An 18,447-nucleotide genomic window follows, 5' to 3' on the forward strand; every position below is an offset into this window, starting at 1 on the left:
CGCAATGTGACGATTTTGTTACAAGGCGCCGGTGATTCAGGGGTGGCCATTCATAAGTCATGCACGCCTCGCGGCGTATAAAGGCGGCTGATGCGTCAGATCGCCGCCCTTCCCTATGCGACCGATCCCGATGGGTCGATGCGCATTCTTCTGATCACCTCGCGCGAAACGCGGCGCTGGGTGATTCCCAAGGGCAATCGCATCAAGGGCATGGCCGGGCACCGCGCCGCCGAACTGGAAGCCTTTGAGGAAGCGGGCATTCACGGCATCGCCTGCCCCGCGCCGATCGGCCGCTATCGCTACGACAAGAAGCGGCGGCGGGGCGACACCAAAGAAGCCACGGTCGAGGTTTTCCCGCTTGCAGTGACCGGCCAGTTGCCGCAATGGCCCGAACAAGGGCAGCGGGAACTGCGTTGGTTCCCCGTGGCAGAAGCTGCAAAGGCCGTCGACGAACCCGATCTACAATCCATTATCGCAGCCTTTCGCGAACCGCCCAGGGACCCGGGCCTGTTCGTGCGGACGTTGTTGCGGATCAGAGAATGGCAAACCGAAAGGACTGGAATGCTGCGCTGGTTTCACGCGCTGATGCCCAAGCAAGGGCGCTTTTTCGAGCAGTTTGAGGATCATGCCGTGACCTTGGTCGCCGGCGCCGATGCGCTCGCCAAGCTGCTCAAGGGCGGGCCGGACATCGATGCCCATATCAAGGAGATTTCGGACCGCGAGCATGAAGCGGACGACATCATCCGCGAAGTGCTCCAGGACGTCCGCCGCATCTTCGTGACGCCGTTCGACCGCAGCGCCATCACGGGCCTGATCGGGGTGATGGATGACGCCATCGACCAGATGAACAAGACCGCCAAGGCAATCTCCCTGTTCGAGGTGAAGGAATTTCCCGCCCAGATGCAGGATATGAGCGCGCTGATCGTCGAATGCGCGCGGATCACGGCGGAGGCGATGCCGCTGCTGCGGTCGCTGAACCTCAATTCGGCGCGGCTGCATGACCTGACCGAGCGGCTGGTGAAGCTGGAGGGACATGCCGACATATTGCATGAAACGGGCCTCAAGGCGCTCTATGCCCAGGCGCGGCAGGGCAATCCGATGGACTTCGTCGTCGGCAACGAGATTTACAGCCATCTGGAAAAGGTGACCGACCGCTTCGAGGACGTCGCCAACGAGATTTCCGGCCTGGTCATAGACCACGCCTGACCCGGCCAGAACAGAACCATGGAAGCCCATATCGCCTTACCGCTGCTGGTCGCGCTGATCGGCGTCGCGCTGCTGTTCGACTTTCTGAACGGCCTGCACGACGCGGCCAATTCGATCGCGACCATCGTGTCGACGCGGGTGTTGAAGCCGCAATATGCGGTCGCCTGGGCGGCGTTCTTCAACTTCATCGCCTTCCTGTTCTTCGGCCTGCATGTGGCGGAGACGGTGGGCAAAGGCATTGTCGACGCCAGCATCATCGATCCGCAGGTGATCTTCGGCGCGCTGATGGGGGCGATTGCGTGGAATCTGATCACCTGGGGATTGGGGATACCCTCCTCCAGCAGCCATGCGCTGATCGGCGGGTTGCTGGGCGCGGGGACGGCCAAGGCGGGACTCTCCGCCGTGGTGTGGAGCGGGGTGTTCAAGACCAGCGCGGCCATCGTGCTGTCGCCCGCCATCGGGCTGGTGCTGGCGTTGCTGCTGGTGCTGATCATCAGTTGGATCTTCCGCCGCTTCACGCCGCAGGGCTCGGACCGGGTGTTCCGCAAGTTGCAGCTTGTGTCGGCTTCGCTCTATTCGCTCGGCCATGGCGGCAATGACGCGCAGAAGACCATGGGGATCATCGCCGTGCTGCTCTATTCGCAGGGCATGCTGACCGGCGATTTCCACGTGCCCTTCTGGGTGGTGCTGAGCTGTCAGGCGGCGATGGGCATGGGCACGCTGTTGGGCGGGTGGAAGATCGTCCATACCATGGGGTCGAAGATCACGCGGCTGACCCCGGCGCAGGGTTTCTGCGCGGAGACCGGCGGGGCGATGACCCTGTTCCTGGCGACGCATCTGGGCGTGCCGGTATCGACCACCCATACGATCACCGGCGCCATCGTCGGCGTGGGCGCTTCGCGGCGGTTGTCGGCGGTGCGGTGGAATGTGGCGTCGAGCATTATCGTCGCCTGGGTCGTGACCCTGCCCGCCGCCGCCATCATTGGCGCGGCTTTCTATGGCCTAGCCCGGCTGTTCTGATACGAAGAGAGCGCGGTCGATTGACGACCGCGCCCTTCCTCTCCTGACCCTTTGGGAACGATCAGCTCACCCGGCCGAGGCGGTGGTAGAGATTGGCGTATTTGACGGATTCCGGCTTGTCCTGAACCTCGCGCAGATAATGGGCGATGGCGGTGCGGATCAGGCCGAAATCCTCCTGCGAGAAAACTGCGCGGGAACGGGTGGGTTCGCGTGTTTCGGTCGTTTCCATCTGGGGTTCCTTTCCGTTGGGATGACATCAGAAACCATGAATGATCCCACAAGGTAAGGGCGATTAGTGGAGCGGTGTCATGAGGTGACTTGTTCATACTGTCATTCTTTGACATAATGACAGTATGGCTGATGATCGGAAACTCTATCTTGGCCCCAAGCTGCGCGTGTTGCGGCGGGAGCTGGGGCTGAACCAGACGCGGATGGCGGAGGAATTGGGGGTTTCGCCCAGTTACCTGAACCATCTGGAGCGCAACCAGCGGCCGCTGACGGCGCAGATGCTGCTGCGGCTGGCCAATGTCTATGACATCGACATTCGCGATTTCGTCGCCAGCACGCAGGAAGGCGCGGCCAGCGCGCTGGGGGAAATCCTGTCCGATGCGCTGGTGCGCGACATCGGGATCGCCCGCGACGAGGTGTTGGAGGTCGCGGAAAATTATCCGGGGGTCAGCGAGGCGATCGGTCGGTTCTACCGCGCCTTGAGCGACTTGCGCCGCCTGCCCGAGCAGGTCGCGGCGGGTCCGGGGAGCGTGGCGCCGCTGCATGCGCCGCTGGACTGGCTGCGCGAGACGATATCGCGGGCGGGCAATCATTTTGCTGAACTGGACGCCGCGGCGGAATCGCTGGCGGAGGAGTTGGGGGACGATCCCTCGGCCATGCAGGCGGGCATCAGGGCGCGGCTGAAGGAACGCCATGGCATGGCGGTGCAGATCGTGCGGGAGGATGTGCTTGCCGGGACGCTGCGCCATTATGACATGCACCGGCGGCGGCTGTTGCTGAGCGAGCGGCTGGCTTCTTCGGGGCGGCTGTTCGCGGTGGCCTATCAGCTTTGCGCGCAGGAACTGGCGGACGCGATCGGCAGCCAGGTGACGCGGGCGGGACCGCCGGACGAGGACAGCCGCCGCCTCGCCGGGATCGCGCTCACCAACTATGCCGCGGCGGCGCTGATCATGCCCTATGACCGCTTCGCCAAGGCGGCCGAGCAGAGCCGGCACGACCTGCCGCTGTTGCGGGCGCGCTTTGGCGTGTCGATGGAGCAACTGGCGCATCGCCTGACCAGCCTGGGCCGGACGGGAGCGCGGGGCGTGCCCTTCTTCATGGCGAAGGTGGACAGGGCGGGACAAGTCTCCAAGCGCTTCGATGGCGAGGCCTGGCCTTTTGCGCGGCTGGGCGGCACCTGCCCGCGCTGGGACGCGCATGAAAGCCAGGAGCCGGACGCGGTGCGCCCGCAACTGATCGAGACGATGGATGGGCGGCGCTTCATCAGCCTGACCATCGGCCTGCCAATGGAGGGCGGCGCGCGGGGGCGGTCCGCGATCGCGCTCGGTTGCGAGGCGAAGCATGGGCCAAGGATCGTGCATGCCGACGGGATCGATGTGGAGAAAGGCGCGGCGACGCAGGTCGGGCCGACCTGCCATCTGTGCGAGCGGCGCAACTGCCCCGACCGCGCCCTGCCGCCGGTGACCCGGGCGCTGGATTTGCATGGCTATGAGCGGACGGTGGCGCCGTTTCCGTTTCGGCGGGTTTGAGAATGTCTACCCAAGCCTAAAACCAGTTCGAGTTACATGAAATATCATGCGCTTGTCAGATTTTGATTGTTGAAGTTGCCAAGTTATTTCGATGATCGGCATCAGCTCTTCCAATCGAGCTGCCGCCATAGCTTCAGGACACTCCAGAGCAATTCGACTGAGACGTCGATATCACGCCTTATGTCCGTCAGCAACGCGCGGCGCGATAGTCTTAAAATCTCTGTCGTGGCTAATGAGAATTGCTCCCAACTGCTCCGCAGCAACCGCAACAACTGGGTCCGCGGCATCAGCCGGTATCAAGTCACGACTAAAATCACATGTATGACCTAATCGTCTCAGCGTATCAGCGACACTTCGCGCAACATTCTGGTCGAGGAGGAAATGCATGCCTCCCCACTAAGGCCAGTTATGCTGTGCGTGTCAATTCATTACGCTGGGCGAGTATAAATTTAACATCGCTTAAAGTAAGTGATGGATACTCATCAACTATCTGCTTGTGGGTATAACCCGCGTCAGCAAAGCTATAGACCGCCGTAACGGGAATACGAGTGCCAGCGACAACCCATGCGTTCCGCATCGTGTACCTGTGCCGTTCCACTTTTCCTATGTCTTGCTTGTCGCGCTTCCGCAACTTGTCGGACTGCCGCCGCATATCCTCCATCACGTTTTCCAACGGAATGGCAGCAGCAAACTGGCCGCTAATAGCGCCTTCAATCCTTCCGGTGTCGGGATTATGAAAATGAACCTCGCGGTTGAGCACATACAAAGTCAAACTCGACCAAGGAGTGTCGCTCCATTTCGCGAGTTTAGCGGCTACACGCTTAAGTTCAGCTACTGGTATTCGGTGCTTTTTGCTCAACACCGCAAGCGTGCGCAGGCCCACAATATCCTGAAACGAATAGACCCTACTATAAGCCAAACGCCTGTTTTCATAGGCATAGGTAGGAGCAAAAAAGCCAGCTTTATCCCATTCCCGCAACTGGTGCCGGGATAGACCAGTTAGTCGCTCCACATGCTCCGCACCGAAAGCAGCGAGGACGCTACGGTCATCCATTGTGTCGCTCCTTTCATATTTTTTCATCTCAACCGAAACCTATCTGGTGATCACCGAGGCTCAAAGCAAATTGTGCGATCCCAATATAAGGAATTGGTTAACACGCAAGTTCCATTCTCGTCAGCTAAGGCATTGCCCAAAAAAAGGGGCCGCCGGGCAGGCGACCCCTTCTATCCTCTCCGCGAAAGCGGTCAGATGTTTATCAGTCGGCCTTCGTCTGAAGGTTCACGGCCGCGTACTTGCCGCGACGGTCGACTTCGAGTTCGAAATCGAGACGATCACCTTCGTTGAGAGCGCTCATGCCGGCGCGTTCGACGGCGCTGATGTGCACGAACGCGTCGGGCTGGCCGTCGTCGCGCTGGATGAAGCCGAAGCCCTTCATGGCGTTGAAGAACTTAACCGTGCCGCTGGCGCGCTCACCCGTGAGCTGGCGCTGCGGGCCGCGATCGCCGCCGCCCGGACGGTCGCCAAAGCCGCCTGCGCGGGGCTCGCGAGGCGCGCGATCGGTAACGGGGAGCGGTTCGCCCTCAATCTTGAGATCGGTTGCCGACACTTTGCCGCCGCGATCGACCAGCGTGAAGCCGAGCTGCTGACCTTCGGCCAGGCCGGTCAGGCCCGCCTGCTCTACAGCGCTGATGTGGACGAATACGTCTTCCGCGCCATCGTCACGGACGATGAAGCCGAAACCCTTCTGGCCGTTGAAGAACTTGACCACGCCGGTGCCTTCACCGACGACCTGGGCGGGCATGCCGCGGCCACCGCCGCCGCCGCCGCCGAAGCCGCCACCACCGCCGCCAAAGCCGCCGCGGCCACCACCGCCGCCGCCGCCGAAGCCGCCGCGGTCACCGCCGAAGCCACCACCGCCGCCGCCGCCAAAACGATCACCGCCGAAACCGCCACCGCCAAAGCCACCGCGATCACCGCCGAAGCCGCCGCGGCCACCCTCATAGAAACCTTCGTCGCCGAAACCGTCGCGCTTGTCCTTGCCGCGCCCGCCGCGGCGACCTCTATCAAAACTCATGCCCTGTTGGTCACTTTCGCTTCGCCCCAGACTAAACCGGACAAACATGTCGGGCGAATGACATGCAGAATCCACCGCTAGCACGCGGTTTGGGACTCACTATATCAACTTTTCAGGGGAGCGCGAATGATTTTTGAGGCAGGCAAAGGGCCGGAAATGGCGATTTTGGGACCGGTTGGGCGCCTTTCGTTCCCCCATGCAGGCGGTGATTGCGATATGGCGGCTTTGGCCATAGAGGGGAATCATGACCGTCCATTTCCATGAAGAGGATCTGCCCGAGGGCGTCCTTGCCCCCGGCCCGATCGCCGTCGACACCGAAACCATGGGGCTGATCACGCCCCGCGACCGCCTGTGCGTGGTGCAGATCAGCGACGGCAAGGGGGACGAGCATCTGGTGCGCTTCAACCCCGGCAGCGATTATGCCGCGCCCCATCTGCGCGCGGTGCTGGCCGATCCGGAGCGGCTGAAGCTCTATCATTTCGGGCGGTTCGATATTGCGGCGCTCAAACATTATCTGGGCGTGGTGGCCGCGCCCGTATATTGCACCAAGATCGCCTCGCGGCTGGTGCGGACCTATACCGACCGCCATGGCCTGAAAGAACTGGTGCGCGAATTGCTGGGGCAGGAGCTGTCCAAGGTGCAGCAGTCGAGCGACTGGGGCGGGCCGGTGCTGTCCGACGCGCAGAAGGAATATGCGGCGTCCGACGTGCGCTATCTGCATGCGTTGAAGGCGGAGCTGGACAAGCGGCTGGTGCGCGAGGGGCGGATGGAGCTGGCGCAGGCCTGTTTCGATTTCCTGCCGCATCGGGCCGCGCTGGACCTGGAGGGATGGCCGGAGATCGATATCTTCGCGCATATGTAAGGGTTTCCATGTCGATTCAGGCCGATCAGCAACGCAATCTGCGCCGCCATTGGGCTAGGCCGGGGGGGAGCCATGACCGGCTGGTCGGGCTGCTCAAAAACTGGCTGCCGGCGGCGGTGGGCGTGCTGGCGGCGTTGCTGGCGACGGCGCCCTTTACCGGCGGGGACAAGGTCAGCTTCGTGCTCGACAAGAACAAGGTCGAGGTGGCGAAGGAGCGGATGCGCGTGACCGAGGCGCTCTATCGCGGGGAAGACAGCAAGGGGCAGCCCTTTTCGCTGCGGGCGGGCTCTGCGGTGCAGAAGAGTTCGCGGGAGCCGATCGTGGATCTGAACGACATGTCGGCGCGGATATTGCTGTCCGATGGGCAAGCCCTGTTGCGGGCGCAGAAGGGCCGGTACGACATGGATACGGAGCGGGTCGCGATCGACGGGCCGGTGCAGTTCGAGTCTGAGGGCGGATACAGGATGACGACGCGGGATGTGGGCGTCGACCTCAAGACGCGGCGGATGCAGAGCGCCGGGCGCGTGGACGGGCGGATACCGATCGGCACGTTCAGCGGCGACCATCTGGAAGCGGATCTGGGCGCGCGGACGGTGACGCTGAACGGGCGAGCGAGCTTGCGTATCGAACAAAATGGCCTCAAAGGGCGGAAGTGATGAAAAAGCCCCTTCTTTTGGTGTCCTTGAGCGTTCTGGGTGCGGCCGGACTGATGTATGTCGGGGCGGATGCGCAGGTGCTGAAGAATCATGACAGCAATGCGCCGGTGAACTTCACCGCCGACCGGATCGAGGTGCAGGACCGCGCCGACCGCGTCGTCGTGTCCGGCCATGTCGAGGTGACGCAGGCGGGCATGACGCTGAATGCGGCGCGGATGACGGTGGCCTACCGGAACCAGCCGGGCGGCGGGACCAGCGGGGTGGAGATCGACCGGATCGATGCTTCGGGCAATGTCGTCGTGACCAAGGGGAATGAGACGGCGAAGGGCAATGTCGCCATCTACGACCTCAACAGCCGGCTGATCACCATGTTGGGCAATGTGTCGCTGACGCAGGGGGCGAACCGGCTGACCGGCGGGCGGCTGGTGATCGACCTCAACAGCGGGCGGTCTACCGTGGATGGGCGGGCTGCCGGGGGTGGCGGTTCGGGTGTGACGGGCAGCTCCGGCGGGCGCGTGTCGGGGACGTTTACTGTGCCGCAGCGGAAGAATTGAGCGGGCGTTCGTCCCAGCGGATGAGCTGGGCGCGGCCCGTTTCGTCGATCGTCAGTTCACCGAAAGCGCCGGTGCGGAGTTTGAGGTTCGCCAGCGGCAGGCCTAGCGCGAGGAGCGCAAAGCGGGCGGCGCCGTTGCTGGTGACGAGGAGGTCGACGCCCTCCCCTGCTTGCGCGAACCAGTCTTTCCAGGCGGCGATGCGGGATTCGGCATCCACGATCCAATCTTTGGGCGCGATGCCTTGCTCGTCCCAGGCGGTGAGAGCTTGCGCGCCGAGGCGGGCGAGGACTTGCGCTTCGGGACGGCCTTCGTCGGGGCCATGATCGATTTCGTTGAGCCAGGGCAGCGGGCCGTCGACGGGGTGGCCGGTGGCGGCGGCGATGCGGGTGGCGGTTTGCTGGGCGCGGAGGAGCGGGCTGCTGTGGAGGCGGCGGATCGGGAGATTCTGCGCCGCGAACCAGGCGCCGAGGCGGTCGGCCTGGGCGCAGCCGCTTTCGACCAGCGGTATGTCGGTGCCTGCGCCGATGCGGCGGGCGTCGGCGCTGCTTTCGAAAGTGTTGCCGTGACGGATGATGAAGATGCGGCGCATCTTACAGGGCCAGTGGCGGTGTCGGGTCGCCGTGGGTGGCGATCAGGGCTTCGACGCGGGCGATATCGGCTTCGGTGTCGATGCCGGAGCTGTCGAAGCTGGGCGGGCTGACCGGAACGGTGGTGATGGGGATGCCGAGTTCCAGCAGGCGGAGTTGTTCCAGGCCTTCGAGATTTTCGAGCGTCGTCGGCGGGGTGGATTCGAAGCGGGTCAGCGCGTCGAGCGTATAGCCGTAGAGGCCGACATGGCGCCAGACCGGGGACCGTTCCCGGCTTTGCCGAAGGACATGCTCGTCCCGGATCGCCGGGATGATGGTTTTGGAGAACCAGAGGGCGCGGCCATCGGGCGCGCGGGCGCAGGTGGTGCCGCTGAAGGGCGAGCGCGTCTTGTGGTCGCGCAGGGCGTCGAGCGCGGGCCAGTCGAGGGCGATGACCGGAGTGGCGACATCGGCGCCGGATTCCAGCGCGGCGATGACGGCGCGGACCGTGCCTTCGGGCTGAAAGGGGCTGTCGCCCTGGAGGTTGACGATGAAGCGGGGTTGGTTCTCGCATTGGCGGGCAGCGGCGAGGGCGCGGCCGGAGCCGGTGGCGATGGCGCTGTCGGTCATGGCGGCATCGCACCCTGCGGCGCGGGCGTGGGCGGCTATTTCCTCGTCATCCGTGGCGACCAGCAGTTTCGCGTGAGGGAGACCGGCGGTTGCGGCGCGGGCCATGGCGATGGTCCGGTGCAGCAGCGTGCGGCCTGCGATCAGGCGCAGGGGCTTGCGCGGCAGGCGGGAGGAGCCTGCGCGCGCGGGAATGACGACGAGCGTGGGAGAGGTCATCTCAGGTGGAGCGGCGTTGAGGGGCTGTGCGAAATGGCATGTGAAGAAAAGCAGTCAGGCGGCGGGACCGGGCTGTCGCAAGCCACTTGTCTCGCGCCAGTGCCTTCGCAGGAGCACGGTTGCTCTTGGGGCGAGTGACGATCGCCTCTCAGGCGACGCCTGCGTGGAGCAGGTCGTGCATATGGACAGCGCCGACCAGGCGATCCTTTTCGCAAACGAAAAGGAGGGTGATATTATGGTCGTGCATCAGCCGCAGGGCTTCGGAGGCCAGTTCTTCCGGGCTGACCGAAACGGGCTCAACCGTCATGTGACGGCCGACCGGCTCGTTCATATGGCGGGTGCCGGTGACGGTGCGGCGCAGGTCGCCATCGGTGAAGGCGCCGATCAGTTCGCCCCTGCCGTTGACGACAGCCGTGCCGCCCAGGCGGGCTCGGGTCATTTCGATGGTGGCGTCCAGCAGCGAGGCGTCTTCCTCCACGCGGGGCACGTCGCCGCCCGAGGCCATGAGTTCGCGCACCTTGACGAGTTGCGCGCCCAGCCGGCCATTGGGGTGGAATTTGTGGAAATCGTCCGCCGAAAAACCGCGCATTTCCATCAGCGCGATGGCCAGCGCGTCGCCAAAGGCCATCTGGATCGTGGTGGAGGTCGTCGGCGCGAGCGAATTGGGGCAGGCTTCCTTCACATTGGGCATCAGGATGCAGATGTCCGACGCCGCCGCGACCGTGCTGTGCGACCGCGCGGTCATGCCCAGCAGGGGGATGGCGAAGCGCTTGCAATATTGGATGATGGGGCCGAGTTCGTTGGACTCGCCCGAATGGGACAGCATCAGCACCACGTCGTCCGGCGTCACCATGCCCAGATCGCCATGACCGGCGTCGGCGGGGTGCAGGAAGATGGCGGGCGTGCCGGTTGAGGTGAGCGTCGCCGTCATCTTGCGCGCGACGATGCCGCTCTTGCCCATGCCGGTGACGATCACCCGGCCCCGGACATTCATGATGACGCCGATCAGCCGCAGGAAATTGGCCGAAAATTCCCGATCGGTGAATTGCGCCTCAAGGGCGTTCAGCCCCTCCGCCGCGATGGACAAGGTGCGTCGCGCGGTTTCCGCGATCCGCCCGCCTGAGCCGAATGGCACGATCTTCGTTACTGTCGACACGCGTAAGCCCTTTTTTCCGCCATCGACGCCGGTTTTTCCAGACTGACGCCTGGTTCCCAGCTTACGATAGCGGCGACGAACCACCGCCCCACGGTGTTCCGCCCTTACCTCGTTCCGCGACCCGACCGGTTGGAACCAACCGGCACCCGGCTGATGTGGATAGGCGTCTTCCCTTAGAATTGGCAATCTATTTCGCAAGTGCGAATGAAGATTTACGCGCCATTAACGCCACAATGGACCAAAAAGCGATCAATCGCTCAATAAGTTCGGCCGATGGCGGAACCTTTTGCCGCCGGTGCTGTTTTGCGCTGCTTTTGCGGCGCGCCACCCTTATCCGTGATAGGCGCGATACCAGTCGACGAAACGCGGCACGCCGGTTTCGATGCCGGTGGCCGGCGCGAAGCCGATATCCTGCGCGATGGCGCTGATGTCCGCGAAGGTCGCGGGGACATCGCCCGGCTGCATCGGCTGGAAGTCGATTTCCGCCTTCCGGCCGCAGGCATCCTCCAGAACGGCGATGAGGTGCATCAGCTCTTCGGGGCGGTTGTTGCCGATATTGTAGAGCCGGTGGGGCGAGCGGCTGCCGCCCGCCTTGGGCGCGCCGTCATCCTCCGGCGCATGGTCCAGGCAGCCGATCACGCCGCTGACGATATCGTCGATATAGGTGAAGTCGCGCTGCATCCGGCCATGGTTGAACACCGGGATCGGCTCGCCCGCGAGGATTTTCGAGGTGAAGATCCACATCGCCATGTCGGGGCGGCCCCAGGGGCCGTAGACGGTGAAGAAGCGCAGGCCCGTCATCGGAATGCGGAAGAGATGGGCGTAGGTCTCGCTCATCAGCTCATCGGCGCGCTTGGTCGCGGCGTAGAGCGAGACGGGATGGTCGGTGCGGTCCTCGACCCGGAAGGGCAGCGTGTCGTTGCCGCCATAGACGGAGGAGGAAGAGGCATAGACCAGATGCCGCACCCGCCGTTCCCGCGCCACTTCCAGCATGTTGACGTGGCCCGCCAGGTTGGAGCGGACATAGGCGTGCGGGTTGATCAGCGAATAGCGCACGCCCGCCTGGGCGCCGAGATGGATGATCGCATCGATGGGATGGTCGTGCAGCGCCGCCTGGAGCGCGTCCATGTCGGCAAAGTCCAGTTCGGCAAAGGTGAACAGGCCGCCATGGCGATCATGCAGGGCGGCGATCCGGTCGCGCTTCAGCGAGACGGGGTAATAGTCGTTCATATTGTCGATGCCGAAGACGGCGCGCCCTTGCGCCAGCAGACGGTCCGCCACGGCCATGCCGATGAAGCCGGCGGCGCCGGTCACGAGGATTGTCATGCCGCGTTGTTCCTGTCTTTGCTTGGCTCGGTTCTTCACAGACTTTCCGGTGGGGGATGTAAAGGGCTTTCCCCATAAGGGGCGTATCAGTGCCTAAAATTGTTGGGGTTGGGGAAGGGAATATTGGGGCTGGTCATGGGTGGGAGTGGACTTTCAGTTTTCGTTCGCCCTGAGCTTGTCGAAGGGCCCTGCTGAGCGAAGGCGAAGCATGGAAGCCTCGCTCCGCTCGGCTGAGGGCTTCGACTTCGCTCAGCCCGAACGGATATCTCTCGTCAGCAACTGGCCATGATCTGTCGCGGATTAGCCTTTCCCTAATCATTGGCGGCTAAGGCCGGAGCCATGGACATGGCTTCCCATCCCGCATTGGCGAATGCGCGCGCCTATGCCCCGGTGCAGCGCGCGCGATGGGCCGCGCTGGCGGACGAGGCGGCGGAGGCCAATGCCTTCTACATGCCCGAAATGCTGTGCGCGGCGCTGGATCATCTGGCGGGCGACAGGATCGTGCGGGTGCTGGAAGCGCAGCGGGGCAGCGATCTGATCGGGCTGATGCCGGTGGTGGTCGCGCCGCGGCATGGGCGATTGCCGGTGAGCTGCGTCACCAACTGGATGCACGACCATATTTTCTTCGGCGCGCCGCTGATTCGGCGGGGCGAGGAAATCGCGGCCTGGCGCAGCCTGTTGGGGCAGTTGGACGACGCGCCCTGGGCGCCGGGTTTCCTGCACCTGCGCGGGCTGGATGCGGCGGGCGCCAATGCGGCGGCGCTGGAGGCGCTATGCGTCGAGCAGCGGCGGGGACGGCGCGAGGTCCATCGCTACGACCGGGCGATGCTGCGGTCGGATATGGACGCGGACGCCTATTGGGAAGCCCATGTGCGCGCCAAGAAGCGCAAGGAATTGCGGCGCTTGCAGAAGCGGCTGGCGGATATGGGCGCGGTCGAGAGCCGGGTGCTGGCCGATGGGGGGGAACTCGCGGCGTGGTGCGGCGAATTTCTGGCGCTGGAGGCTTCGGGCTGGAAGGGGTCGGAAGGGTCGGCATTGGCCTGCAAGGTCGATGATGCGGCTTTCTTCCGAGCGGCCTGCGCGGCGGCGTTCGAGAGCGGATTGCTGCATTTCCTGCGCATGGACCTGGATGGGCGGGCGATCGCGATGCTGGTCAATTTCCGGCATGGCGAAGGCGCCTTTTCCTTCAAGATCGCATTCGACGAGGCTTTGGGCCGCTTTTCGCCGGGGGTGCTGATCGAGATCGCCAATCTGCATGCGGTGCTGGGCGATCCCGGCATCGGCTGGATGGATAGCTGCGCGGCGGCGGATCATCCGATGATCGACAGCCTGTGGGCCGAGCGGCGGACGATTACCCAATATCGCATTGCCCTGCGCGGCGCGGGCCGAAGTGCGGCTTTCGCGCTGGCCAATGGCGTCGAGGCGCTGGGGCGGCGCCTGAAAGGTCAGGATTGAGAGGGCAGCTATGAACGCGGTGTTTTCGGAGGGGGCGCGGGCGGATTTTGCGGCGGCCTATCCCGATCGGGCGGCGAAATTGAGCCATGGGCTGGTGGGGCATGAGTTGCTGACGCTGGAGGCTTTGGCCGGGCTGGCGGAGCGGATGCCTGCCGCTTGCGTGGAATATAATCTGGGCAAATTGCCGCTGGGCGTGCGGGCGGAGGATACGCCTTCCAACGGGTTGAGCCTGGGCGAGACGATCCGGACGATCGAGACGAACGGCAGTTGGGCGGTGCTGAAGAATGTCGAGCGGGATGCGGATTATGGCGCTTTGCTGGACCGGGCGCTGGGCGAGCTGGCGGTGCTGGTGGAGCGGGAGACCGGGCCGATGCTGCACCGGGAAGCCTTTATCTTCCTCTCCTCGCCGGGGAGCGTGACGCCGTTCCACATGGACCCGGAGCATAATATCCTGCTCCAGATCAGGGGGGAGAAGACCATGACGGTCTTTCCGGCGGGCGACGAGGAATTGGTGCCTGCCGTGCAGAGCGAGGCCTTCCATGCGGGCGGGCATCGCAATCTGGACTGGCGGGAAGGGTTTCGCGACCGGGCGATGGCGGTGACGCTGTTGCCGGGGGATGCCCTTCATGTGCCGGTGAAGGCGCCGCATTTCGTGGAGAATGGCCCTGTCGTGTCGGTCAGCCTGTCCGTCACCTGGCGGTCGGAGCGGAGCGTGGCCGAGGGCGAGTTGCATAGCCTGAACGCGCTGTTGCGGCGGCGCAGGCTGCCGACGGCGCGGGTTGGGGCGAGGCCTGAGGCGCGGGGGGTGCGGCGGCTGGCCTATCGGATCATGCGGAAGCTGGGCGCTTAAGGATTTTGCGGAGGATGGCTTCGGCTTCGAGGCGGGGGCTGAAGCGGTCGATCTGCCACCATTCCAGTGCTTCCTGCCGGGTGGCGAGGCTTTGCTTGTAGCGGTCCTTGCCGGCGAGCAGGGAGTAGAGTTTCAGGTTGCGCGCTGCATAATGGCCGATGGCGGCGGCGTGGCAGAGCAGGCCGGGCTTGTCCTTGGCGGTGCGCGGGGCGGCGAAGGCGGACTGGTAGTTCATCGCCGTGCCGTCGTGGAGGAAGTTGAGGAGCAGGCCCACGACTCCCCCGCTATCGGTGAAGCGGAGCAGTTCGACCTTATCGCTGCGGGTGGCGAGCGTGGTGGCGAAGCGGCGAAAGGCCGGGTCGTCCCAGGCATTGTCGGCGTGGCGCCCGGTGTTGAGAGCCTGCATTTCATCAAGCCAGGGTCCGATTTCCGTGGCGCTGGCCTGGGTGATGGCGGGGAGCGCGCCGCCATGGTCCTTGATAGCGCGGCGAATCTGGCTGCGGCTGTTGGCGCTGAGTAGCGCGAGATAATCGGAGGCGCGGACGGCGTCGAGGTCGACCTGATAGACGGGGGAGCGGTCGAGGCGGGTCTTGCGGCGGGCAGGGATTTCAAGAAGCGGCGAACCGGGCGCGATGCCGCTGAGGCGCAGGGTGCGCCAGTCCTTGCGTTTCTGGAGGGCTTGAAGGGCGGCTTCGGTCGCCTCCCCTTCCCTGCCCTTCGCGATCAGCAGGCCGTTATATTCGATGAAGGGGCGATCGGCGGCGGCATCGCCCGACTGGTTGAGCGACAATGTGGCGGTGGGGCCGAGCAGGCGGGGCTGCATGGCGTGGCCGAACAAGGCAAGCGCGATGTCCCGTCCCTGCGCGTCGGTGACGGCGAGGAGTTCGGGGCGGACGCCGTAGCTTTCCAGCCAGGCGCCGGTCCACGTCCAGCCGAGGAAAAAGCCGGCATCCGCGCGGGCCTCCAGCGCTTGCCAGCGGGGGGCGAGGATCGCGGGATCGGGCAGGCGGGTGAATTGGGCGGTGAGGGCCATTGCGGCCCTTTTGGCAGAGCCGTGGCGAGGATCAAGGGACTATAATTGGCGGCGCAGGGCGGGATCGATCGAGCCATCCGGGCGAACGCCCGCGCGTTTGAGATCGCGGCCCATGCGGCCGGTCATGAAACGGAACCACATCACGAAATCGGCGCGGAGCGACCAGAGGGGATAGCGGAAGGTCGCGGGGCGGTTATGTTCGATCAGGCTGTGGCCTGCCCAGGCGAAGCCATAGCCTGCCAGCGGCAGCGCGGGGACCATCCACCAGCTTCCCGCGACGGGCAGCGCGGCGAGCAGCAGCACGACCAGGCTGGTGCCGGCATAGTGCATCGCCCGCGTGCCCGCATGGGCATGTTCCTGGAGATAATAGGGCCAGAAGTCCCTGAACGCAGCCTTGCCGTCCATCGCACTCCCCCTCCTCCATCGCCTTCCAGGCTAACGGGAAAGGTGATCGAAGTTAAGATCGATGCGTCAGGCCGTGTGCCGATCGGGGGCGAACAGGAAATAATCATAAGCGGCCCGCGCCGCTTCGGCCATGATGCGGTCGCGCATCTCATGCCCCTTATAGTCCTTCATCACGAAGACCGAAATGACGAATATCCGCCCGTCCGGCAGGGTGATGATGCCCGTATCATTGCCAAGGCCGTTCAGCGTCCCGGTCTTGTGCGCGATGCGCGTGCCGGGGGGCAGCATGGCGCGCAGCCGGGCCTTGCCGGTCTTGCAGCGTTCCATGATCGACAGCATCAGCGCGGTCGTCTGCGGCTTCAACAGCTTGCCCAGGCGGATCGCAGCGAGCAGGTCGTCCATCGCGCGCGGCGTGGCGGTGTCGCGGGGGTCGGCGGTGAAGCCGATATTGGGCATGTCGCGCGCGTCGCGCTGGGCGGCGGAAAGGCCGGACTCCATGGCGGCTTCATCCCCGAAGCCCACGCCGGCCACCTTGGCGCGGGCAAGCAGGTCGCGGGTGTTGCTGTCGACGCGCAGCCCCTTGATCCCCGCGGCATGGACCCAGTCGTTCACCGCCTGCGGGCCGCCTGCGCGGGCGACGAGGGCGTCGGTCGCCTCATTGTCGCTCAAGGTCAGGCTCATTTCCAGCAGCGTGCGCACCGGCAGCGGGCGGCCGAGGCGAAGCAGCGGTTCGTCGAGGCTGAGGCTGCCCGCGTCGAGCAGCGAGAGAATCCTGGCCGCGACCGCCACCTTGTAGGTGCTGGCCATCGGGAACAGCGTGTCGCCATTATAAGCCAGCGTCTCCCCGGTGCCGAGGTCGCGCACGGCGATACCGACCGTGCCGTCGGTCAGCGTCGAGAAGCGGGCGAATTCGGCCATCAGACGCGATTGCGCGTTATGTTCGACCGGGTTCGCCGTCGGCCCGAAGGCGTCGGCGGTGGGCAAGGGGGCGAGGAAAAGCCCGAGGAAGGCGATCAGCTTGGTACGAAGGCGCGGCATCCTGCTTATTTTCCCGATTCGCCGGTCCAGCGCAAGGGCGGGAAAGAAGGATCGTTGACATCGGTTCACGCCCCGGTTCATCACGCCGGGCCATGAGCGACACTATCAAGCTGGACGAGAGCTGGCGCGCGCCGCTGCGCGGGGAATTCGCAAGCCCCTATATGCAGGGGTTGAAGCGCTTTCTGGAAGAGGAGAAGGCGCAGGGAAAGCGCGTCTTTCCCAAGGGCAGCGAATATTTCCGGGCGCTGGACCTGACGCCGCTCGACAAGGTGAAGGTGGTGGTGCTGGGGCAAGATCCCTATCATGGCGAGGGGCAGGCGCATGGGCTGTGCTTTTCGGTGAAGCCGGGCGTGCGCACGCCGCCGTCGCTGGTCAATATCTACAAGGAATTGCAGAGCGATCTGGGTTTGCGCCCGCCGCGCCACGGCTTTCTGGAGCATTGGGCGGGTCAGGGCGTGCTGCTGCTGAACAGCGTGCTGACGGTGGAGATGGGCAAGGCCGCATCCCACCAGAAACGCGGCTGGGAACAGTTTACCGACGCCATCATCCGGCTGGTCAACCAGAAGGTCGAGCCGGTGGTCTTCCTGCTCTGGGGCGCCTATGCGCAGCGCAAGGCGGAGTTTGTCGACGGGACGCGGCATCTGGTGCTGAAGGCGGCGCACCCCTCCCCCCTGTCGGCGCATAACGGCTTTTTGGGCTGTCGCCATTTTTCGAAGGCCAATGCCTTTCTGGACGAGAAAGGGCGCGGGTCGATCGACTGGGGTTTGCCCGAAACGGTGCCGGTGCCATGAATTTCGACGATCAGTTGCACCGCTATTTCGGGGTGCGGGACGTGGACGCGCTGACGCCCGACGCGCTGGCGGCCGGGATCGAGCATATGCGGGTCGATTTCGGGCTGGAGACGGACGGGCGGCGGCGCTTTGCGCTCTGGTCGCTGATGTTCCTGCTGGGCGATGCGCCCGATCTGGACGAGGCGTTCGCGGACCCGGCTGACCGCGACGCGGCACGGGATTTCATGGAGATGATGGAACGGGCCGAGGGGGACGGGTAGCGTTTGTTGCTCCGTGTTCCTGCGGAGGCAGGAACCCAGTCCCGCCGTTTGAACTGGGTTCCTGCCTTCGCAGGAACACGGTATTCTGTTGGACATGCGAATCTTCACCATCGGCTATGAAGGCGCGACGCAGGACGAGGTGATCGCGACGTTGCAGGCGGCGGGTGTTACCCTGCTGGCCGATGTCCGGGCGGTGCCGCTGTCGCGGCGGCCGGGCTTTTCCAAGAATATCCTGGCCGCCGGGCTGCGGGAGGCAGGGATCGACTATGTCGGGCTGAAGGCGCTGGGCACGCCCGCCGCCGGGCGCGAGGCGGCGCGCAAAGGCGATCGCAAGCGGCTGGCGGAGATTTATGCGGGGCAGTTGGAGCTGCCTGAGGCGATGGTGCAGGCGGCGCAACTGATTGAAATGGCGCAGGAGCAGCCGGTGGCTGTGCTCTGTTTCGAGCGGGATGCGGCGGCCTGCCATCGCTCGCTGCTGCTGGATGCGGTGATGCCGGATGCGGAGCGGGTGGATTTGTTGCCCTGACAGAATCTTTGGGCGCAAAACGATTGTATATTGCATTGCAGCAGGGGGTGGCGTTTCATCGCTTC

The 18,447-nt window shown here is 64.5% G+C and carries 22 protein-coding genes; 11 read left to right on the plus strand and 11 right to left on the minus strand.

Features of this window, described 5'->3' with window-relative positions; translation table 11 throughout:
* Nucleotides 1-90 precede the first annotated feature (90 nt).
* On the plus strand, nt 91-1,206 hold the full coding sequence (locus VVT58_RS10830; protein WP_087574831.1) for a DUF47 family protein: 1,116 nt from the start codon (nt 91-93) through the stop codon (nt 1,204-1,206).
* Nucleotides 1,207-1,224: 18 nt separating this feature from the next.
* Nucleotides 1,225-2,226, plus strand: a complete 1,002-nt coding sequence (locus VVT58_RS10835; RefSeq protein WP_327755016.1) for an anion permease — start codon at nt 1,225-1,227, stop codon at nt 2,224-2,226.
* A 61-nt stretch (nt 2,227-2,287) separates the two neighbouring features.
* Here the strand turns inward: VVT58_RS10835 and VVT58_RS10840 are convergent, their stop codons facing one another.
* Nucleotides 2,288-2,455, minus strand: coding sequence for a hypothetical protein (locus VVT58_RS10840; RefSeq protein WP_169576117.1), 168 nt, complete (start codon nt 2,453-2,455; stop codon nt 2,288-2,290).
* A 124-nt stretch (nt 2,456-2,579) separates the two neighbouring features.
* On the opposite strand from VVT58_RS10840, the gene VVT58_RS10845 reads away from it, so the two are divergent.
* A complete protein-coding gene (locus VVT58_RS10845; RefSeq protein ID WP_327755017.1) occupies nt 2,580-3,983 on the plus strand; it encodes a short-chain fatty acyl-CoA regulator family protein in 1,404 nt (467 codons plus the stop codon).
* A gap of 171 nt (nt 3,984-4,154) precedes the next feature.
* On the opposite strand, the gene VVT58_RS10850 is transcribed toward VVT58_RS10845, so the two are convergent.
* The 3 genes from VVT58_RS10850 to VVT58_RS10860 form a co-directional block, all read right to left on the minus strand.
* Complete coding sequence (locus VVT58_RS10850) at nt 4,155-4,370, minus strand: DUF5615 family PIN-like protein (RefSeq protein ID WP_350339866.1); 216 nt, start codon at nt 4,368-4,370, stop codon at nt 4,155-4,157.
* A 19-nt stretch (nt 4,371-4,389) separates the two neighbouring features.
* The gene (locus VVT58_RS10855; RefSeq protein ID WP_327755018.1) at nt 4,390-5,037 is read right to left on the minus strand and encodes a DUF433 domain-containing protein; all 648 of its coding nucleotides are present in this window, start codon (nt 5,035-5,037) and stop codon (nt 4,390-4,392) included.
* Between the two features lie 202 nt (nt 5,038-5,239).
* Nucleotides 5,240-6,058, minus strand: coding sequence for a cold-shock protein (locus tag VVT58_RS10860; protein WP_327755019.1), 819 nt, complete (start codon nt 6,056-6,058; stop codon nt 5,240-5,242).
* Between the two features lie 244 nt (nt 6,059-6,302).
* Here VVT58_RS10860 and VVT58_RS10865 point away from each other — a divergent pair, with 244 nt between their 5' ends.
* Genes VVT58_RS10865 through VVT58_RS10875 form a run of 3 tightly spaced genes read left to right on the plus strand, consistent with a single transcriptional unit; the run spans nt 6,303 to nt 8,130 of the window.
* Entirely contained in the window at nt 6,303-6,920 is a 618-nt protein-coding gene (locus tag VVT58_RS10865; RefSeq protein ID WP_066554583.1) for a ribonuclease D, read from the plus strand.
* Nucleotides 6,921-6,928: 8 nt separating this feature from the next.
* Nucleotides 6,929-7,576: an LPS export ABC transporter periplasmic protein LptC gene (locus VVT58_RS10870; RefSeq protein WP_066554580.1), complete on the plus strand. Its 648-nt coding sequence runs from the start codon at nt 6,929-6,931 to the stop codon at nt 7,574-7,576.
* Nucleotides 7,576-8,130 carry an LptA/OstA family protein gene (locus tag VVT58_RS10875; protein WP_327755020.1) on the plus strand — a complete coding sequence of 185 codons (555 nt, stop codon included), beginning with the start codon at nt 7,576-7,578 and terminating at the stop codon, nt 8,128-8,130. Before VVT58_RS10870 ends, VVT58_RS10875 begins: the two co-directional genes overlap by 1 nt.
* On the opposite strand, the gene VVT58_RS10880 is transcribed toward VVT58_RS10875, so the two are convergent.
* The 4 genes from VVT58_RS10880 to VVT58_RS10895 all read right to left on the minus strand — a co-directional run bounded on the left by VVT58_RS10880 (nt 8,105) and on the right by VVT58_RS10895 (nt 12,024).
* Complete coding sequence (locus VVT58_RS10880; RefSeq protein WP_327755021.1) at nt 8,105-8,719, minus strand: histidine phosphatase family protein; 615 nt, start codon at nt 8,717-8,719, stop codon at nt 8,105-8,107. The genes VVT58_RS10875 and VVT58_RS10880 overlap by 26 nt on opposite strands.
* Nucleotide 8,720: 1 nt before the next feature.
* Nucleotides 8,721-9,542 carry a 3-deoxy-manno-octulosonate cytidylyltransferase gene (locus tag VVT58_RS10885; RefSeq protein WP_327755022.1) on the minus strand — a complete coding sequence of 274 codons (822 nt, stop codon included), beginning with the start codon at nt 9,540-9,542 and terminating at the stop codon, nt 8,721-8,723.
* A gap of 148 nt (nt 9,543-9,690) precedes the next feature.
* Complete coding sequence (locus VVT58_RS10890) at nt 9,691-10,698, minus strand: SIS domain-containing protein (protein WP_066554567.1); 1,008 nt, start codon at nt 10,696-10,698, stop codon at nt 9,691-9,693.
* A gap of 330 nt (nt 10,699-11,028) precedes the next feature.
* Nucleotides 11,029-12,024: an NAD-dependent epimerase/dehydratase family protein gene (locus VVT58_RS10895; protein ID WP_327755023.1), complete on the minus strand. Its 996-nt coding sequence runs from the start codon at nt 12,022-12,024 to the stop codon at nt 11,029-11,031.
* 339 nt (nt 12,025-12,363) lie between these two features.
* Between VVT58_RS10895 and VVT58_RS10900 the strand changes: the two genes are divergently transcribed.
* Nucleotides 12,364-13,479, plus strand: coding sequence for a GNAT family N-acetyltransferase (locus VVT58_RS10900; RefSeq protein ID WP_327755024.1), 1,116 nt, complete (start codon nt 12,364-12,366; stop codon nt 13,477-13,479).
* A 10-nt stretch (nt 13,480-13,489) separates the two neighbouring features.
* Nucleotides 13,490-14,329 (plus strand): cupin-like domain-containing protein, encoded by an 840-nt coding sequence (locus VVT58_RS10905; RefSeq protein WP_327755025.1) that lies wholly within the window; start codon nt 13,490-13,492, stop codon nt 14,327-14,329.
* Here the strand turns inward: VVT58_RS10905 and VVT58_RS10910 are convergent.
* The 3 genes from VVT58_RS10910 to VVT58_RS10920 form a co-directional block, all read right to left on the minus strand.
* Nucleotides 14,307-15,362, minus strand: a complete 1,056-nt coding sequence (locus tag VVT58_RS10910; RefSeq protein ID WP_327755026.1) for a GNAT family N-acetyltransferase — start codon at nt 15,360-15,362, stop codon at nt 14,307-14,309. The genes VVT58_RS10905 and VVT58_RS10910 overlap by 23 nt on opposite strands.
* 39 nt (nt 15,363-15,401) lie before the next feature.
* Nucleotides 15,402-15,767 (minus strand): DUF962 domain-containing protein, encoded by a 366-nt coding sequence (locus VVT58_RS10915; protein ID WP_327755027.1) that lies wholly within the window; start codon nt 15,765-15,767, stop codon nt 15,402-15,404.
* A gap of 66 nt (nt 15,768-15,833) precedes the next feature.
* Complete coding sequence (locus tag VVT58_RS10920) at nt 15,834-16,805, minus strand: serine hydrolase (RefSeq protein ID WP_327755028.1); 972 nt, start codon at nt 16,803-16,805, stop codon at nt 15,834-15,836.
* A gap of 92 nt (nt 16,806-16,897) precedes the next feature.
* On the opposite strand from VVT58_RS10920, the gene ung reads away from it, so the two are divergent.
* From ung to VVT58_RS10935, 3 genes are all read left to right on the plus strand, one after another.
* Nucleotides 16,898-17,596 (plus strand): uracil-DNA glycosylase, encoded by a 699-nt coding sequence (ung, locus tag VVT58_RS10925; RefSeq protein ID WP_327755029.1) that lies wholly within the window; start codon nt 16,898-16,900, stop codon nt 17,594-17,596.
* Nucleotides 17,593-17,856, plus strand: coding sequence for a hypothetical protein (locus tag VVT58_RS10930; protein ID WP_087575341.1), 264 nt, complete (start codon nt 17,593-17,595; stop codon nt 17,854-17,856). Before ung ends, VVT58_RS10930 begins: the two co-directional genes overlap by 4 nt.
* 94 nt (nt 17,857-17,950) lie before the next feature.
* Nucleotides 17,951-18,382 (plus strand): DUF488 domain-containing protein, encoded by a 432-nt coding sequence (locus tag VVT58_RS10935; RefSeq protein ID WP_327755068.1) that lies wholly within the window; start codon nt 17,951-17,953, stop codon nt 18,380-18,382.
* Nucleotides 18,383-18,447: the final 65 nt, after the last annotated feature.

It is taken from the genome of Sphingobium sp. SJ10-10 (assembly GCF_036038995.2).
Taxonomy (GTDB): domain Bacteria; phylum Pseudomonadota; class Alphaproteobacteria; order Sphingomonadales; family Sphingomonadaceae; genus Sphingobium.

What these genes read in the sequence shown, in the direction of transcription:
- VVT58_RS10830 (WP_087574831.1), top strand. Translation starts at nt 91, where the DNA reads ATGCGTCAGATCGCCGCCCTTCCCTATGCGACCGATCCCGATGGGTCG.
- VVT58_RS10835 (WP_327755016.1), top strand. Translation starts at nt 1,225, where the DNA reads ATGGAAGCCCATATCGCCTTACCGCTGCTGGTCGCGCTGATCGGCGTC.
- VVT58_RS10840 (WP_169576117.1), bottom strand. Translation starts at nt 2,455, where the DNA reads ATGGAAACGACCGAAACACGCGAACCCACCCGTTCCCGCGCAGTTTTC.
- VVT58_RS10845 (WP_327755017.1), top strand. Translation starts at nt 2,580, where the DNA reads ATGGCTGATGATCGGAAACTCTATCTTGGCCCCAAGCTGCGCGTGTTG.
- VVT58_RS10850 (WP_350339866.1), bottom strand. Translation starts at nt 4,370, where the DNA reads ATGCATTTCCTCCTCGACCAGAATGTTGCGCGAAGTGTCGCTGATACG.
- VVT58_RS10855 (WP_327755018.1), bottom strand. Translation starts at nt 5,037, where the DNA reads ATGGATGACCGTAGCGTCCTCGCTGCTTTCGGTGCGGAGCATGTGGAG.
- VVT58_RS10860 (WP_327755019.1), bottom strand. Translation starts at nt 6,058, where the DNA reads ATGAGTTTTGATAGAGGTCGCCGCGGCGGGCGCGGCAAGGACAAGCGC.
- VVT58_RS10865 (WP_066554583.1), top strand. Translation starts at nt 6,303, where the DNA reads ATGACCGTCCATTTCCATGAAGAGGATCTGCCCGAGGGCGTCCTTGCC.
- VVT58_RS10870 (WP_066554580.1), top strand. Translation starts at nt 6,929, where the DNA reads ATGTCGATTCAGGCCGATCAGCAACGCAATCTGCGCCGCCATTGGGCT.
- VVT58_RS10875 (WP_327755020.1), top strand. Translation starts at nt 7,576, where the DNA reads ATGAAAAAGCCCCTTCTTTTGGTGTCCTTGAGCGTTCTGGGTGCGGCC.
- VVT58_RS10880 (WP_327755021.1), bottom strand. Translation starts at nt 8,719, where the DNA reads ATGCGCCGCATCTTCATCATCCGTCACGGCAACACTTTCGAAAGCAGC.
- VVT58_RS10885 (WP_327755022.1), bottom strand. Translation starts at nt 9,542, where the DNA reads ATGACCTCTCCCACGCTCGTCGTCATTCCCGCGCGCGCAGGCTCCTCC.
- VVT58_RS10895 (WP_327755023.1), bottom strand. Translation starts at nt 12,024, where the DNA reads ATGACAATCCTCGTGACCGGCGCCGCCGGCTTCATCGGCATGGCCGTG.
- VVT58_RS10900 (WP_327755024.1), top strand. Translation starts at nt 12,364, where the DNA reads ATGGACATGGCTTCCCATCCCGCATTGGCGAATGCGCGCGCCTATGCC.
- VVT58_RS10905 (WP_327755025.1), top strand. Translation starts at nt 13,490, where the DNA reads ATGAACGCGGTGTTTTCGGAGGGGGCGCGGGCGGATTTTGCGGCGGCC.
- VVT58_RS10910 (WP_327755026.1), bottom strand. Translation starts at nt 15,362, where the DNA reads ATGGCCCTCACCGCCCAATTCACCCGCCTGCCCGATCCCGCGATCCTC.
- VVT58_RS10915 (WP_327755027.1), bottom strand. Translation starts at nt 15,767, where the DNA reads ATGGACGGCAAGGCTGCGTTCAGGGACTTCTGGCCCTATTATCTCCAG.
- VVT58_RS10920 (WP_327755028.1), bottom strand. Translation starts at nt 16,805, where the DNA reads ATGCCGCGCCTTCGTACCAAGCTGATCGCCTTCCTCGGGCTTTTCCTC.
- ung (WP_327755029.1), top strand. Translation starts at nt 16,898, where the DNA reads ATGAGCGACACTATCAAGCTGGACGAGAGCTGGCGCGCGCCGCTGCGC.
- VVT58_RS10930 (WP_087575341.1), top strand. Translation starts at nt 17,593, where the DNA reads ATGAATTTCGACGATCAGTTGCACCGCTATTTCGGGGTGCGGGACGTG.
- VVT58_RS10935 (WP_327755068.1), top strand. Translation starts at nt 17,951, where the DNA reads ATGCGAATCTTCACCATCGGCTATGAAGGCGCGACGCAGGACGAGGTG.